The 13,604-nt window shown below is 70.1% G+C and carries 11 protein-coding genes and 2 pseudogenes; 6 read left to right on the top strand and 7 right to left on the bottom strand.

What is annotated here, in order from left to right:
* Positions 1–148 precede the first annotated feature (148 nt).
* From ACZ4MF_RS21825 to mgtA, 3 genes and pseudogenes are all read left to right on the top strand, one after another.
* A pseudogene (locus ACZ4MF_RS21825) lies at positions 149–427 on the top strand (diacylglycerol/lipid kinase family protein); the annotation flags it as partial.
* Positions 428–528: 101 nt separating this feature from the next.
* On the top strand, positions 529–1,143 hold the full coding sequence (locus ACZ4MF_RS21820) for a hypothetical protein (RefSeq protein WP_467493599.1): 615 nt from the start codon (positions 529–531) through the stop codon (positions 1,141–1,143).
* 156 nt (positions 1,144–1,299) lie between these two features.
* Positions 1,300–4,026 (top strand): magnesium-translocating P-type ATPase, encoded by a 2,727-nt coding sequence (mgtA, locus tag ACZ4MF_RS21815; RefSeq protein WP_467493598.1) that lies wholly within the window; start codon positions 1,300–1,302, stop codon positions 4,024–4,026.
* A gap of 263 nt (positions 4,027–4,289) precedes the next feature.
* Here mgtA and ACZ4MF_RS21810 read toward each other — a convergent pair whose 3' ends face one another.
* The 5 genes from ACZ4MF_RS21810 to ACZ4MF_RS21790 all read right to left on the bottom strand — a co-directional run bounded on the left by ACZ4MF_RS21810 (position 4,290) and on the right by ACZ4MF_RS21790 (position 9,215).
* Positions 4,290–4,967 carry an HdeD family acid-resistance protein gene (locus ACZ4MF_RS21810; protein ID WP_467493597.1) on the bottom strand — a complete coding sequence of 226 codons (678 nt, stop codon included), beginning with the start codon at positions 4,965–4,967 and terminating at the stop codon, positions 4,290–4,292.
* 246 nt (positions 4,968–5,213) lie between these two features.
* Positions 5,214–6,257: an NAD(P)-dependent alcohol dehydrogenase gene (locus ACZ4MF_RS21805; RefSeq protein ID WP_467493596.1), complete on the bottom strand. Its 1,044-nt coding sequence runs from the start codon at positions 6,255–6,257 to the stop codon at positions 5,214–5,216.
* 23 nt (positions 6,258–6,280) lie between these two features.
* The gene (locus ACZ4MF_RS21800) at positions 6,281–7,537 is read right to left on the bottom strand and encodes a cytochrome P450 (protein WP_467493595.1); all 1,257 of its coding nucleotides are present in this window, start codon (positions 7,535–7,537) and stop codon (positions 6,281–6,283) included.
* Between the two features lie 59 nt (positions 7,538–7,596).
* The gene (locus ACZ4MF_RS21795) at positions 7,597–9,000 is read right to left on the bottom strand and encodes an NAD(P)/FAD-dependent oxidoreductase (RefSeq protein WP_467493594.1); all 1,404 of its coding nucleotides are present in this window, start codon (positions 8,998–9,000) and stop codon (positions 7,597–7,599) included.
* Entirely contained in the window at positions 8,997–9,215 is a 219-nt protein-coding gene (locus ACZ4MF_RS21790) for a ferredoxin (protein ID WP_467493593.1), read from the bottom strand. Before ACZ4MF_RS21790 ends, ACZ4MF_RS21795 begins: the two co-directional genes overlap by 4 nt.
* A gap of 314 nt (positions 9,216–9,529) precedes the next feature.
* On the opposite strand from ACZ4MF_RS21790, the gene ACZ4MF_RS21785 reads away from it, so the two are divergent.
* On the top strand, positions 9,530–9,682 hold the full coding sequence (locus tag ACZ4MF_RS21785) for a hypothetical protein (RefSeq protein ID WP_467493592.1): 153 nt from the start codon (positions 9,530–9,532) through the stop codon (positions 9,680–9,682).
* Between the two features lie 764 nt (positions 9,683–10,446).
* On the opposite strand, the gene ACZ4MF_RS21780 is transcribed toward ACZ4MF_RS21785, so the two are convergent.
* Positions 10,447–10,614, bottom strand: a complete 168-nt coding sequence (locus tag ACZ4MF_RS21780; protein ID WP_467493591.1) for a hypothetical protein — start codon at positions 10,612–10,614, stop codon at positions 10,447–10,449.
* Positions 10,615–10,726: 112 nt separating this feature from the next.
* Here ACZ4MF_RS21780 and ACZ4MF_RS21775 point away from each other — a divergent pair, with 112 nt between their 5' ends.
* Together ACZ4MF_RS21775 and ACZ4MF_RS21770 are read left to right on the top strand one after the other, a co-directional pair.
* Positions 10,727–12,727, top strand: coding sequence for a flippase-like domain-containing protein (locus tag ACZ4MF_RS21775; protein ID WP_467493590.1), 2,001 nt, complete (start codon positions 10,727–10,729; stop codon positions 12,725–12,727).
* A gap of 20 nt (positions 12,728–12,747) precedes the next feature.
* Positions 12,748–13,008: pseudogene (locus ACZ4MF_RS21770) on the top strand (transposase); the annotation flags it as partial.
* 79 nt (positions 13,009–13,087) lie between these two features.
* On the opposite strand, the gene ACZ4MF_RS21765 reads toward ACZ4MF_RS21770, so the two are convergent.
* Positions 13,088–13,432, bottom strand: coding sequence for a hypothetical protein (locus ACZ4MF_RS21765; protein WP_467493743.1), 345 nt, complete (start codon positions 13,430–13,432; stop codon positions 13,088–13,090).
* Positions 13,433–13,604 lie beyond the last annotated feature (172 nt).

The raw sequence follows: 13,604 nt of genomic DNA, 5'->3' as shown, positions 1-13,604 counted from the left end.
GCCAGCCGCGGGTGTGATCGGGGCAGCCCCGCTGTCGCCTGTGATGTGCGCCGGGCTGATGCATGCGGCTTGCCGGTACATGCCGTGACTGAGAACGCGTCGCGACCGGCGACCGGCGCGCGACGGCCCTATCTGATCGTGAACCCGCATTCCGGAGGGAGGGAAAGCGAGCCGGTTCCGGATCGCGGAACGCCCCCGTGCGTTCGGAGCTCAGGTTTTCCTGATCGATCATTCCCTGCCCCAGGACCTGGCGACTGTCGCGCGACGCGCCGTGGACGACGGTGCGGATCTGCTCGGGGTGGCCGGCGGAGACGGCACGCAGGCACTCGTCGCCGAGGTGGCCGCGGAGAGCGGCCCGCCGTTCATGGTATTTGCGGCGGGCACCCGCAACCACGTCGCGATGGATCTCGGTCTGGACCGTGAGGACCCTTCGGCCGCGCTGGAGGCCCTCAGGGACGGCGTCGAGCCGCGCGTGGATCTCGGGTGCGCAGGCGAGCGGGCGTTCGTCAACAACGTGTCGTTCGGAGCGTGTGCCGCCCTGTGCAGGACACGGCCTACCGGGAGGACAAGATCGGCACGATGGTACGGATCCTCCCGGAATTCCCGACCCGCCACCAGGGTCCGGAGCTGGTGGTACGCACAGGGCTGCTCACCGTGGACCGGCCGGACGCCGTACTGGTGAGCAACAACCCCTACCAGATCGAGGACCCGGCCGGGCCCGACAGGCGTGCGCAGCTCGACTCCGGACGCCCGGGAGTACTGGCCGCCAGGGCGGAGACGCCCGCCGAAACGGCCGCCAGGCTGCGAAGCGGGCAGTCGCACGGACTGACCCGTCTTGCGATGCCCAACGACGTCGTCATCCACGCCGACCTCCCGGCCGTCCCCGTCGGGCTGGACGGCGAAGCCGTCACCCTGCGCACTCCCGTGCGGGGCCGGATCAGTCCCCGGACTCTGCGGGTATGGGTTCTTCACCGTCGGCCGGGAGCCCTGCCCACGGGATGGTGGCCGCCGGGATGGGCCGTCGTCCAGCGGGCGGCCTCACTCGTCGGGCGGTCTCATGGCCGTCACACCGACCGCCCGGAGCACGCCGCACGGCGGGCAGCAGATACCGAAGACAGGGCCGAAGGCCCCATTGGGGGGTGAGCGGCGAAGGGTGGAAGGTGGGAGGGTGAGGCCGCTATCAGGTGATCCGTGTGGGGGCCCGTCCCTCCGTCCGCTCGGCGCTGCCGGACGTTCGTCCGGCTCTGTGCCGACGCGTTCGCCGGTGCGGGAGGGCAGACGCCCGGGCGGTGGGCGCTGATGGTGACCACGGTCGGGGCGAGGCCGGTGGCCGGGGGGCGTGCCGTCTCGGCGGCCGCCCTGCCCACCGCGCGAGTGCTCCGTGATCTCCAGGTGCCGGAAGGCGGCCTGTCGTCGGAGGAGGCGGCACGACGGCTGAAGCGCTGGGGCCCGAACGCCGTCCACTCCCACCGGGCCCGAGCGTGGCTGGTGCTGTGGCATCAGCTGCGGTCGCCGCTGCTCGGCCTGCTGCTGGCCGCGGCGGTCGTGTCGTACTTCGTCGGGGAGCGCAGCGACGCCCTGATCATCGGTGTGATCGTGGCGCTCTCCGTCGGCCTGGGTTTCGTCAACGAGTTCCGGGCGGAGAAGACCGCCCAGTCGCTGCACGCGAAGATCCAGCACCGCGCGGTCGTACTGCGCGACGGGCGACCACAGGAGGTGGCGGTCACCGCTCTGGTCCCGGGTGATGTGGTCGAGCTGCGGCTCGGCGACATCGTGCCCGCGGATCTGCGGCTGCTTCAGGCGGCCGGGCTCGAGTGCAGCGAGTCGGTGCTGACCGGCGAGTCGTTGCCGGTCGCGAAGGACACCGCTGCCGTGCCGGCCGGCACGGGCCTGGCGGACCTGTCCGGCTGCGCCCTGATGGGCACGGTGGTGCACTCCGGAAGCGGCCGCGGTGTCGTGGTCGCCACCGGCGCCGAAGCCGAGTTCGGGAAGATCGCCGCCGGCCTGAGCGGACACCAGCTGGAGACCGAGTTCCAGGTGGGACTGCGCCGCTTCTCCATGCTCCTGGTCTACGTCGCCGGGGCACTGACCACATCGATCTTCATCATCAACATCGCACTGCACAAGCCGCTGATCGACGCCCTGCTGTTCTCACTGGCCATCGCGGTCGGCATCACCCCGCAACTGCTGCCCGCGGTCGTCTCCACCAGCCTCGCCGCCGGCTCCCGGCGCATGAGCCGACGCAAGGTACTGGTCAAACGGCTGGTGTGCATCGAGGACCTCGGCGATATCGATGTGCTGTTCACCGACAAGACCGGAACCCTCACCCAGGGCCGCATCGACTTCATGCGGGCCGTACCCCTCCCCGGCACCCCGGCGGAGGAAGTGCTGCACCGGGGACTGCTGTGCACCGAATCGGACGTGGACGACCAGGGCCGGCCCGTGGGCGGAAACCCGCTCGACGACGCCCTGTGGGACTCCCCGGCCGCCGCCGCCCAGCGCCCGGTGCTTAGCGGCTGGACGCGGACCGGCGTCCTGCCCTTCGACCATGAGCGGCGGATGGTCACCGTCACCGTCACCGATCCCGCCGGTGACACCCTGCTCATCACCAAGGGAGCCCCGGAGACGGTACTGGAACGCTGCACGGAGGTCCCCGAGCAGGTCCGCGAGGCGCTGGACGCGGAGTTCGCCGCAGGCAACCGCGTCGTCGCGGTCGCGACTCGACCCGCCCACCCGGCCACCGCACTCAGCGCCGCCGACGAGCGAGACCTCCGTCTGACCGGTCTGCTGGTCTTCCTCGACCCGCCCAAACACGACGCGGCCGATGCGCTGGGACGGCTGGACGCGCTCGGTATCACGACGAAGATCGTCACCGGGGACAACCCCGCGGTCGCCGCCAAGGTCTGCCACGACCTGGGGCTGACCGACACCGCCGTGCTGACCGGGACCGACCTCGACGCCATGGACGACGAACGGCTCACCACCGCCATCCGCGACACCACCGTCTTCGCCCGGGTCAGCCCCGAGCACAAGGCCCGCATCGTGCGGATCCAGCGGAAGACCGGCGGCGACGTCGCCTTCCTCGGCGACGGCGTCAACGACGCCCTCGCGCTGCACGCCGCCGACGTGGGCATCTCGGTGGACTCGGCCACCGACGTGGCCAAGGACGCCGCCGACGTGATCCTGCTGGAGAAGGACCTCGGAGTCCTGGCCGAAGGCGTCGCCGAGGGGCGACGCATCTTCGCCAACACCATCAAATACGTCCTGATGGGCACGTCCAGCAACTTCGGCAACATGTTCAGCGCGGCCGGCGCCTCACTGTTCCTCCCCTTCCTGCCGATGCTGCCCTCCCAGATCCTGCTCAACAACCTTCTCTACGACACCAGCCAACTCGCCATCCCCACCGACGAGGTCGACGAGGAGCAGGTACGCCGCCCCGCACACTGGGACATCGCCTTCATCCGACGCTTCATGATCTGCTTCGGGCCGATCAGCTCCTTGTTCGACTTCGTCACCTTCGCCGTGATGCTGGGCGTCTTCCACGCCGACGCCGCCCAGTTCCACACCGGCTGGTTCGTGGAGTCCCTCGCCACACAGACCCTGGTGATCTTCGCCATCCGCACCCGCCGCATACCGTTTTGGCGCAGCCGCCCCAGCCTGCCTCTGACACTGACCGCACTGGGAGTCGTCGCCCTCGGCGCCGCCCTGCCGGCCACCCCCCTGGCCCACGTCCTCGGCTTCCAGCCCCTGCCGACAGCCTTCTTCGCCGCGGTGGCCGCCATGGTCGTCGTCTACCTGCTCCTCGTCGAACTCGGCAAACGGATCTTCTTCCGGACCACACGGCCACCCGCTCGCCCCGAACCCGCGCTCGGCCACCGGCATTTGCGCCGCCGTGCAGCACGGTTCAGCACCGTCACCCGCCTGCCGCACCGGCAAGCCCTCCGCCGTCCGCCGGTGAAGGGTCCGCACCCGACGGGCACGACCGTGTCTCCCCGCTCGCCCGTTCCTCGGACCCCATCTGCCTGATCCGCCGGAATCCCGCGTCCGTCCGCCGTGCGACTCGTCGTTTTCCGGCCGGTCGTGCCAGACGCATGCTCGACGAGCCTGCCCGTGTCACTCGAGCCGTTCATACGCCATTCGTGCCCAGCGCGCTCGGTCCCTGATCCGCGCAGCTCCGATGCCGCCGCCGTGGTGGTCACATCGTGGCGGGCTTCTCCACTCCTCTGACTCGGGCGGTACGTGAGCACGGCCCTGATGAGCCGATACCCGAGAACGCCCCCGTCGGCCGATCAGTGCTGGGGGTGCGCACGCGCGTGGAACAGAGGGCGCCGCTGGGTGGCGGTGCCGGGAGCGAGATGGCCGATCTCGACGCGTGTCCTGATGGCGCGGACCACCTCGGTCAGGCCCAGAACGATGGCCATGACGCCCACCACCAGTGTGAGTGTCGCGATGGAGGTGAACGGCATGATGATCATCACGATGCCGGCCATAGTGCCGATGATGCCGAAGGCCACGTGCCAGCCGCGCCCCGGCATGGTCTGATCGGAGGCTGCGGCAACCGTCTCCAGGCTGCCCCGCAGGAGCCAGCTGAAGCCGATCCACAGGGCGAGCAGGAAGATCGATTCGAGGGGGCCCCTGAAGCAGATCAGTCCGAGCAGGATGGAGACCGCGCCGGTGATGAAGTGCAGTACGCGAAGATGCCGGGGGACGTGGGTGCCGAAGGCGGCGGCGAGTTGGAAGACACCGGTGGCAAGCAGGTAGACGCCGAAGAGCACGCCGATGACGCGAAGCGTCGCACCGGGCCAGACCAGCGCGATGACGCCCAGGGCGATGGTGGCGAGGCCCAGGGTGAGCAGGATCTGCCAGCCCATGTTCGCCAGGGCTGCCATGCCTTCGGTCAGGGGGCCCTCTTGCGGCTCGGTGCCGTGTGGGGGAACGGGGCCGGAGGAATGTGAAGGAACTGTCATGGCACCTGCCTCCTTCTCGGAGCAGCGTCGTCACATCCGTCTATTCCATCGTCACCCGATCAGCCTCATGTTGCTCGCTGGAGAGGGCGGGGGTGTGGCGCACGAGGTGTTCCACGCACAAGCTCCTCCGGCTACGCATCCGGACAGCCCCTCGGCGGGAGCTCGGGAGGGGATTTCCCCGGGCCGCCCCGCGCCCGCGACCACAGCACATGTCCTGCTGTCCCGTTCGGGTTGAGACGTCGGTACTCATGCGTCGGGGGTGATGACGGCGCGTCCTTGGATCTTGCCGTCGTGCAGGAGCTGGTAGGCCTCGGCGGCACGTTGCAGGGGGAAGTGCTCGACCAACATCTTGATCTTGTCCTGCTGGGCGAGGGTGATCACTTCCATGAGTTCGGGGAGCGAGCCCCAGTAGGGCGAGGCGACCGAGCACTCGTGCGGCGGGCTGGAGAAGTTGACGGGCAGGGCTCCGCCGCCGAGGCCGACGATGGTCAGGTGGCCGAGCGTCCTGGCCACCTGTGCAGCCATCCGCAGCGTCGGGTCTGTGCCGACCATGTCCAGCACGAGCTGAGCGCCCTGTTGCGCCGTGATGTCCTTGATGCGCGCGATCGTCTCGTCGCCCGAGAGCAGTGCCTCGTGGGCGCCCATGCGCTTGGCTGTTTCCAGTTTGCCGGCGTCGGTGTCCACGGCGACGACGGTGGTCGCCGCGCTCAGCGCGCGCAGCATCTGGATGGTCATCTGGCCCAGGCCGCCGGCCCCGATCACGACGGCGGTCGAGCCCGGTCCCAGCAGGTGCAGTGACCGTTTGACGGCGTGATAGCTGGTCAGTCCGGCGTCGCTGAGCGGGGCGGCCTGGCGGGGGTCGAGGGTGCCCAGCGCAATGAGGTGTCGCGCCGCCGGGACCAGCAGGTACTCGGCCATTCCGCCGTCGCGCCCCCCTCCCAGGCCCGGGCCCTGACCACGGAGGTTCTGGCAGTAGTTCTCCCGGCCCTGACGACAGTTGGCGCACACCCCACAGCCCCAGGAGCCGTAGACGATCACGGGGTCTCCCGGCGCGAACCCGGTAACACCGGGCCCCAGCCGTTGCACCCATCCCGCGTTCTCATGGCCGAGCGTGAAGGGCAGATGTGTGAAGCCGGGTAGCGGTGCGGGTGCCTGCATGATGTGCAGATCCGAGTGGCATGCACCGGCACCCCCCACCTTCACCAGGACCTGCCCCGGCCCGGGCTCGGGCACCGGCACCCCGCGCAGCTCGGGCGGCTGCCGCCAACCGACGAGTTGAAAAGCCCGCATAGCGATCCTTTACACACACTGGGTCAGTCGCGGATGCCGTCGATGTCGACCAGGACGTGGCGCGGGCCGCGGAAGATCTGGTTGTGCCGGTACGGCGGCGGGTCCTCGACGAGCCGGGGATTCTGCACCCGGCGGACGAACTCACCGACCGCGACCTGGACCTCGAGCCGCGCAAGCGGAGCGCCGAAGCAGAAGTGGATGCCTTGACTGAATCCGAGGTGCTGGTTGTCGGGGCGTTCGAGGTCGAGTTCGTCGGGGTCGGTGAACCGTTCCGGGTCGCGGTTCGCCGAGCCGTACGCCAGGAAGATCGGCGCCCCCTTGGGGATGGTGGTGCCGGCGATGTCGATGTCTTCCAGGGCGGAGCGGGTGTGCCAGAACTGCACCGACGACTCGAAGCGCAGCAGTTCCTCCACCCCGGGCACGATCAGCTCGGGCCGGCGCCGCAGCTTGTCGAGGGCGTCGGGATGGCGCAGCAGGGTGAGGACACTGTGGGCGATGAGATTGACCGTGGTTTCGTGTCCCGCGAAGATCAGGAGCAGGGCGTTGCTCGCGAGCACGCCCTTGGACATCCGTCCCTCCGGGCCGTCCTCGTTCACCAATGCCGAGAGCATGCCGGGGCCGGGCTGCCGGGCGTACCGGTCGAGCAGCTCGACTGCGAACTGCCCGAAGTCTCGCACGGCCTGTCGACCCCCGGCCTGCCGGCTTCGGATCTCTTCGGAGGTGGCCTCGGGGCCGAAGTCCAAAGCGTCCAGGGCGGTCTCGATCCACTGGTGGAAGCGTGGCTCGTCCTCCAGCGGCACGCCCAGGACCTTGCAGATCACCGTCACCGGCAGGGGGTAAGCGAAGTCATCGACGGCATCGATCCGGTTGTTGCCCTTCATGTCGTCCAGGAGTCCGTCGACGATGCGGCGGATCTCGGGCTCCAGGTCGGAGATCAAGTGAGGCGAAGGAGGCGGGCCGGCGAAGTGCGGCATCATCGTCCGTCGATCGCGATCGTGCTCGGGTGGATCGCAGGTAATGATGTTCGGCTCGCTCAGTACTTCCCTGATCGGCTCCGCCGAGCTCTCTGCCTGGGCCTCGGCCGGGGCGGGGCACTTGCGCGGGTCCGAACTGACCCGGGGGTCGTGCAGCAGCGTGACGATCTCCCGGTAGGTGCTGACGACATAGGTGCCGTCCGGTTGCCGCGCCACCGGTGTCTTGCGCAGTTCCTCGTAGAAGGGGTACGGGTTGGCGCGGTTGGCGTAGCGGAGGGCCTGCTGCCAGGGGGTTTCCTCGACCACGGCTCCCCTCCTTCTTCCTGTCGGTGCTGTCCGCTTGCACGCTGCCCCGGCGGGCCGCGTCAGTGACGCCGCGGCCGGAACTCGGCCGTGCGCTCGCTCGGGGCATGGCCGGTCAGGACGACGTCGGGGATCGCCGTCGGGACCCGCGGGTCCGGGAACTCGGCCGGCATCGGCTTCGTGTCGGACGGCTGGTCCCAGCCCGGCGGCGGAGGCGGGAACGGACCAGATTGCTCGATCAGCTTTCCGTAGTACTCCAGCCACTTGCCGTGATCGAAGGACACGGCCGCGACAATGCGACCACGGTGACCGTAAGCCGCCGCGAAACGACGCTCTGCAACAGACCCCTGCGTGAAAACGATCTCGTCACCGAACGGCGGCACACCGACGGACTTGATATTGACGCCGAACTGACCGGACCAGAAGCCGGGCAGCAACAGATGCGGGCGATAGTGGGGCTCAAGGTTCACCATGTTGTGCGCCGCGACCTCGGCGCCCAAAACGGCGTTGTCCCAATGCTCCATCGCCAGAAACTGGTACTCGTACAGCACATGCGGCGCACGCGCCACATCTCCTGCCACGTAGATGCTGTCGGTGACGACACCGTTGATATCGAAGGCACGACCACCGGCGTCACACCCGACGCCCCAGAAACCGGCCGCCAGCCCCGAGCCCTCCAGCCATTCCACGTTGCGGATCGACCCCAGCGAGGCCACCACCACATCGGCCTCGACGGTGGATCCGTCCGAAAGCTCGGCACGCCGCACATGTGCGGCGCCGTCGCCCTCCAGTGACGACACGCCCAGCCCGCAGCGCAGGTCCACCCCGTGATCGCGCTGCATCTGCGCGGCGATCTCCCCGATCACCCCACCGAGCGCGCCGACCAGTGGCGCCGAACCCCGCTCGACGACGGTCACCGGGACGTCGAGCTCCCGGCAGACAGAGGCCACTTCCGAGCCGATGAACCCGGCGCCGATGACCAGAATCCGCGACGGCGACTCGGCCAACGCCTTCTGCAGCTGCGCGGCATCGTCACGCGAGCGAATCGTATGGACCCCGTCCAGGGCGGCCTCGGCCGGGTTCGGCCACTGGCGGGCGCGGGTGCCCGTGGCGATCAGCAACCGGTCGTACGGGACCTGCTCACCGTCGGCAAGGCGCACCTGCTTGGTGTCCCGGTCCAGTCCGGCGGCGGCCACCCCGAGCCGCCAGTCCGCATCCACTTCTCGCATGCGGGGCAGCTTGGTGTGGTCGGCCGGCACCCAGCCTTTGAGCACCTGCTTGGACAGCGGTGGACGATCATACGGCTCGTACGGCTCGTCACCGATGATGGTCAAAGAACCGGTGAAGCCCTCCTCGCGCAGGGTCTCCGCAGCCCGCAGCCCTGCCAGAGAGGCACCCACGATGACGATCCGGCCGCTGGCCCGGAACTCGCGCACCAGCTCCGCGACCGTTGCCCGCAAGGTCATGACGTCTCGCCCCGCTCCGCTCCGTCCACGCGGTCGATGACGATCGCCTGCACGGGGCACGCCGCAGCCGCTCGCTCGACCTGCAGGCGCCGCGCGTCATCGGGGTTCGGCTCATAAGTGAGCGCCTCTTGACCGTTCAACCTGAAGACCTCATGCGCCAGATACACGCACTGTGCGTATCCCTGGCATCGATTCAGGTCCACGACGATCCGCATGGGCAGACTCCTTCCGTTCTGCCTACCGCCCCCCCACGGCGACCATCGACCGGGTCATGAAGCCATGGGACGGTTCTCAAGCCTCCCGTGAGGCGACCGGGCCGGATGTCCCACCCGTTGCCTGGGCCGAGGCCACCGACTGAGCAGGTTCGCTCCTGTTCGCTGCGCCGCGGCGTTCATGGTGACGCTTGTCGGCTGTGAGCGTCACAGCTGGAAGAGGGCGGTACATCGACAGCGTCGGCATCAGGTGAGCCTCAGTCGTCGCGCCCTAAAAAAATACTCGTCCCGCCCTCCGACGATCGCAAACGGTCTGTTTGCGGACGATCTTCCGGGGCCGCACCACTGGGGCCGAGACGACGGTGTACCGCTCGGTGACCCGCTCATGCCGCGCCGCCTCGCCCGGCCGGGCCCTGGGCGAGGGTGAACTGGCCCGGCTGCCGCTCGGCCAACCACCCCAGTACGAATAGGCGCTTCGCCTTCGAACACAGTGCCTCCACCTTGACCGGCACCGTGCCCAGGCCGACTCTGGCCGCCAACTCCTCATTTCTGGACCCGTTGAGGAGCCCGTGCCGGTCCGCGAGGACCTCGAGGATGCGCTGACAGTCCGATCCGGGACCATCGGACGGGCACATACTGCCTTGAACCGCCGCGACATCCGCTTCCCCGCCAGACAGCCTCTGGCAGGGCGCGGGGGTGACGCACCTGCCCTACGCCCTGCCTGCCCGGCCAGGACTTCGAAGCCGCTGTCTTCCGAGGGCGGGACACATGGCGAGCACGATGCAGAGGAGGAGCGACAAAGGCCGATCAGCACCCCAGCACGTGCTCTGGATGGCGTGGGTTTGCGGACCACTCCAGGACGCGCTCGAATGGCGGAAGAGCGGACCCGTCTGCCCGCATCAGTTGGTCGGATGAAGCGGCGGTGCCCGCCAGAGCCCGCCTCGGGCCTCGGCCCGCCGACGAGGAGCCGACATGACCAAGGCCGGATCCGCCTGGGCGGCCGGCTGTGAATGAACGCCCTGGCATCCTCCCACTCTCCGTTGCTGCCGGAGGTGCTCAGGCCGCGGCGACGCCGCAGATCGACGCTCCTCCGCCGCGCCAGGCGCGCCGGGCGGCCGATCTGTCGCGGCTGCTCGTCTCCGGCGCCGTGCTGGTGGTGGCGGTGCTGCCCGCCGTCGCGGCGCTCGCCCCCACCCGCAGGATGCAGCAGGGGCTGCTCGACGCGGCGGGCGCGCTACCGCCGGGACTGCGCGATGGTGTCGTCGGGGCGGTGCAGGTGGTCGCTGTCGTCGCGCCGGTGGTGGCCGTCGGCGTACTGGTCGCCCGGCGGCACGGCGACGCAATGCTCCGGATCGTGCCCGCGGCGGCGCTGGGCGCGCTGCTTTCGTGGCCCCTCACCCACCTGGCCATGACTCGCAGCCGACCAGGCGTATGGCCGCACGGCGGGGCGGGGCGCGCTGCTGGCTGCCGGCTGGCCGCCGGCATCGTATCTGGCCGCCTGCACTGCGGCGGTCGTGGCGGCAGGTCCGTGGCTGGACACGCGTCTGCGGCGGACGTGGTGGACGCTGATCGTCGGGTGCGCCGGGCTGAGCATCACAGCCGCCGCTATCCTGCCGCTGGAGGCAGTCGCCGCGCTGGCCGTAGGAGGTGTGGCCGGATCGGCCGTGCTGCTGCTGGCCGGAGCCCCGGCGGACCGGCCGGCCCCGCAGGCGGTCGCCGACGCGCTCGTCGCGTGCGGGATCCCGCTCGCCGCGCTGCGGGAGACGCCGCCACCGGATCAGCGCTCCGGGGAAGGGGTCGGCTACGGCGCCGAGACCACCACCGGTGCGCGGCTCACGGTACAGGTGCTCGGCCCCGAGGACCGCAACCGCGACCTCTTCCATCGGCTGGCCCGGCTCGCGCTGCTGCGCCACCCCGCCGACACGGACGCGCATACCCCACTCGCCGCGGTCGAGCACGAACTCCTCATGCTCGTGTTCGCAGGCCGTACCGGCGCCCGGGCGGCCGAGCCGGTGATCGCGTACCCGGTGGACAAGGGCGGCGCACTCCTGGTGACGGTCGAGCACGCCGCCCGTCCGCTGTCCGCGTTCCCCGGCGAGGAGATCACCGACCAGATACTCACCGGCGTATGGACGTCCGTGGCCCGCCTCCAAAAGCACCGACTGGCGCACCGGGCGCTCCGCCCGGACCACATCCTCGTCGAGCCGGACGGTGCGTCCCGGCTCATCGCGTTCGCACGCGCCCGGCTGGGCGCCACGCCCGACGCGCTCGGCAGCGACATTGCCGAACTGCTGGCCACCACCGCGACACGCGTCGGGGTGCCGCGCGCCACCCAGTGTGCGCTGGCCGGCCTCGGCCCGCGGCTGCTGGCGACCGCCCTGCCCTACCTGCAGCCGCTCGCGCTGCTCGGCCCCGCACGGCGCGAGGTCGCCCGGTACGACCAGGCCCGCGCTCGTGCGGCGGGAGCGGGCACCAAGCGGCGCGTGGTACGGCCCGGCGGCCGCCCGAGCCTGCTGCGTGACCTCTCTGCCGCGGTCGTGGAGGCGACCGGTGCCGAGCCCGCTCCCCTCGCGCCCCTCGCGCGCTTCACCTGGAAGACCACCTTCGGCCTGGTCGGTGCATTCCTTGTCCTGCACTTGGTGCTGCCGCAGTTCGCCAGTGCCCCGGCGGTGGTGGCCGCGTTGCGAAAGGCCGACTGGTGGTGGGTGCTCGCGGCGCTGCCTGTCACCTTCATCTCCCAGGTGTTCTCCACCTGCCTTCAAATGGGCACCATTCCGGCCAGGTTGCCGTTCGGCCCCACGTACGAGGTGCAGTTCGCCAGTTCGTTCCTGAACCGGATCACTCCGAACAACGTCGGCGGCATGGCGCTCAACCTGCGCTACCTGCAGAAGACGGGGATCGAGACCGGGGCCGCCACGGCCTCCGTCGGCCTGCAGAGTCTCGTCAGCGCCGTCTCCAACGCCGTGCTCGCCGCCTGGTTTCTCGCCTGGGCCGGACGCCACCACACCGGAGTGCACCTGCACGTGCCCGCAGGCCGGTATGTGCTGCCGGCCATCGCCCTGGCCCTCTCGGCAGGGGGTCTGCTCGGTGTCACCCCGGCCGGCCGGCGCTTCCTCCGCGAAAAGGTGTGGCCGTTCCTGCGGGCGGCGGCGTCGACTGTGACGGGGGTCGCCTCCGATCCCGCCAAGCTGGCTCTCCTCGTCACCGGCGCGCTGGGCCAGCCCCTCATCCAGGTCGTCGGACTCGCGTTGAGCGTGCGCGCGTTCGGCGGTGATCTTCCCTTCGTCCAGGCCGGCGCCGTCTACATGGCGGCACGCCTCGTCGCCAACGCGGCCCCTGTCCCCGGCGGACTGGGTGCCCTCGAAGCCGGCCTCATCGCCGGTCTCACCGCGCTCGGCGTCACGGCCGGCGCAGCCACCTCGGCCGTGCTCGTCTACCGACTGCTCACCTTCTGGCTGAACGTCCCACTGGGCGCCCTGGCCCTGCGCGCCGTACAGCGCAAGGGCTACGCCTGACGCTGCTGCCGTCGCCGGCCTCCTGGGCCGAGTTCGTGCCCTTCCTTTCCCTCGACGTCGAGATACGCAAGGTCATCTGCAGCACGAACGCGATCAAAAGCGTCAACGCCCGCATCCGCAAGGCCATCCGCGCCCGCGGCCACGTCCCCAACGAGGCCGCCGCCCTCAAGTGCATCTGCATGGCGCTGATGAGCCTGGACCCGACCGGGAAGGGTCGCAAGAGGTGGACCATGCGCTGGAAGGCACTCCTGAACGCGTTCCAGATCGCCTTCGAGGGCCGCCTGACCCCGAGCAACAACCGACCACACAACAACCAAGATCAGCCGTTAAGTTGGCACACCCCCTCAACGCCCGCTACGGCTACGCCACCCACCGGACAGGAGCAGCAGTTCCAGCACCGGGTCGAGATCGAGAGCTGCCCTCCAGCTTCTCGGAGGAGAACTCGTGTTTCAGGAAGGAGACGTCGTACTCGTGACCGGGCTTTGGCGGCAGCAGTTGGGAGGCCTGGAACAGGCGCCACCCGTCGTGCAGCGCGGCAAGGCCGGTGGGATAGGGCGGCTCGTCGCTGCCGCCGGTCGTCGGGCGGGCCCGGCCGGTCCCGTCGTATCGGGACCAGCCCACGACATCGGAGTCCAGCGCCGACGTCGCGCGTCGGCCACCGTGACCACGCCTGCCACCCCGTCCCCGACCGCCGGCTCCCCGCACCCGACATCGGGCCGTCCCACCCCTGTCGCGCCGGCCCCGGTCACCACCCCGGGCGGCGCGCGATCGACTCCGCCGGCCACCAGTCCACCGCCGGCCGCCGGCGAGAGCCGGAACGGGCCGCTGTGGTCGGCCGGCTCGGTCGAAGAGGCGGGCGCGGCGCAGATGCGGCGCT

The sequence above is a fragment of the Streptomyces sp. NPDC025793 genome (assembly GCF_055558375.1).
The sequence above is the reverse complement of the archived record's forward strand: the minus strand, read 5'-3'. Positions and strand labels throughout refer to the sequence as shown.

What these genes read in the sequence shown, in the direction of transcription:
- ACZ4MF_RS21795 (WP_467493594.1), bottom strand. Translation starts at nt 9,000, where the DNA reads ATGACCTTGCGGGCAACGGTCGCGGAGCTGGTGCGCGAGTTCCGGGCC.
- mgtA (WP_467493598.1), top strand. Translation starts at nt 1,300, where the DNA reads ATGGTGACCACGGTCGGGGCGAGGCCGGTGGCCGGGGGGCGTGCCGTC.
- ACZ4MF_RS21790 (WP_467493593.1), bottom strand. Translation starts at nt 9,215, where the DNA reads ATGCGGATCGTCGTGGACCTGAATCGATGCCAGGGATACGCACAGTGC.
- ACZ4MF_RS21810 (WP_467493597.1), bottom strand. Translation starts at nt 4,967, where the DNA reads ATGACAGTTCCTTCACATTCCTCCGGCCCCGTTCCCCCACACGGCACC.
- ACZ4MF_RS21805 (WP_467493596.1), bottom strand. Translation starts at nt 6,257, where the DNA reads ATGCGGGCTTTTCAACTCGTCGGTTGGCGGCAGCCGCCCGAGCTGCGC.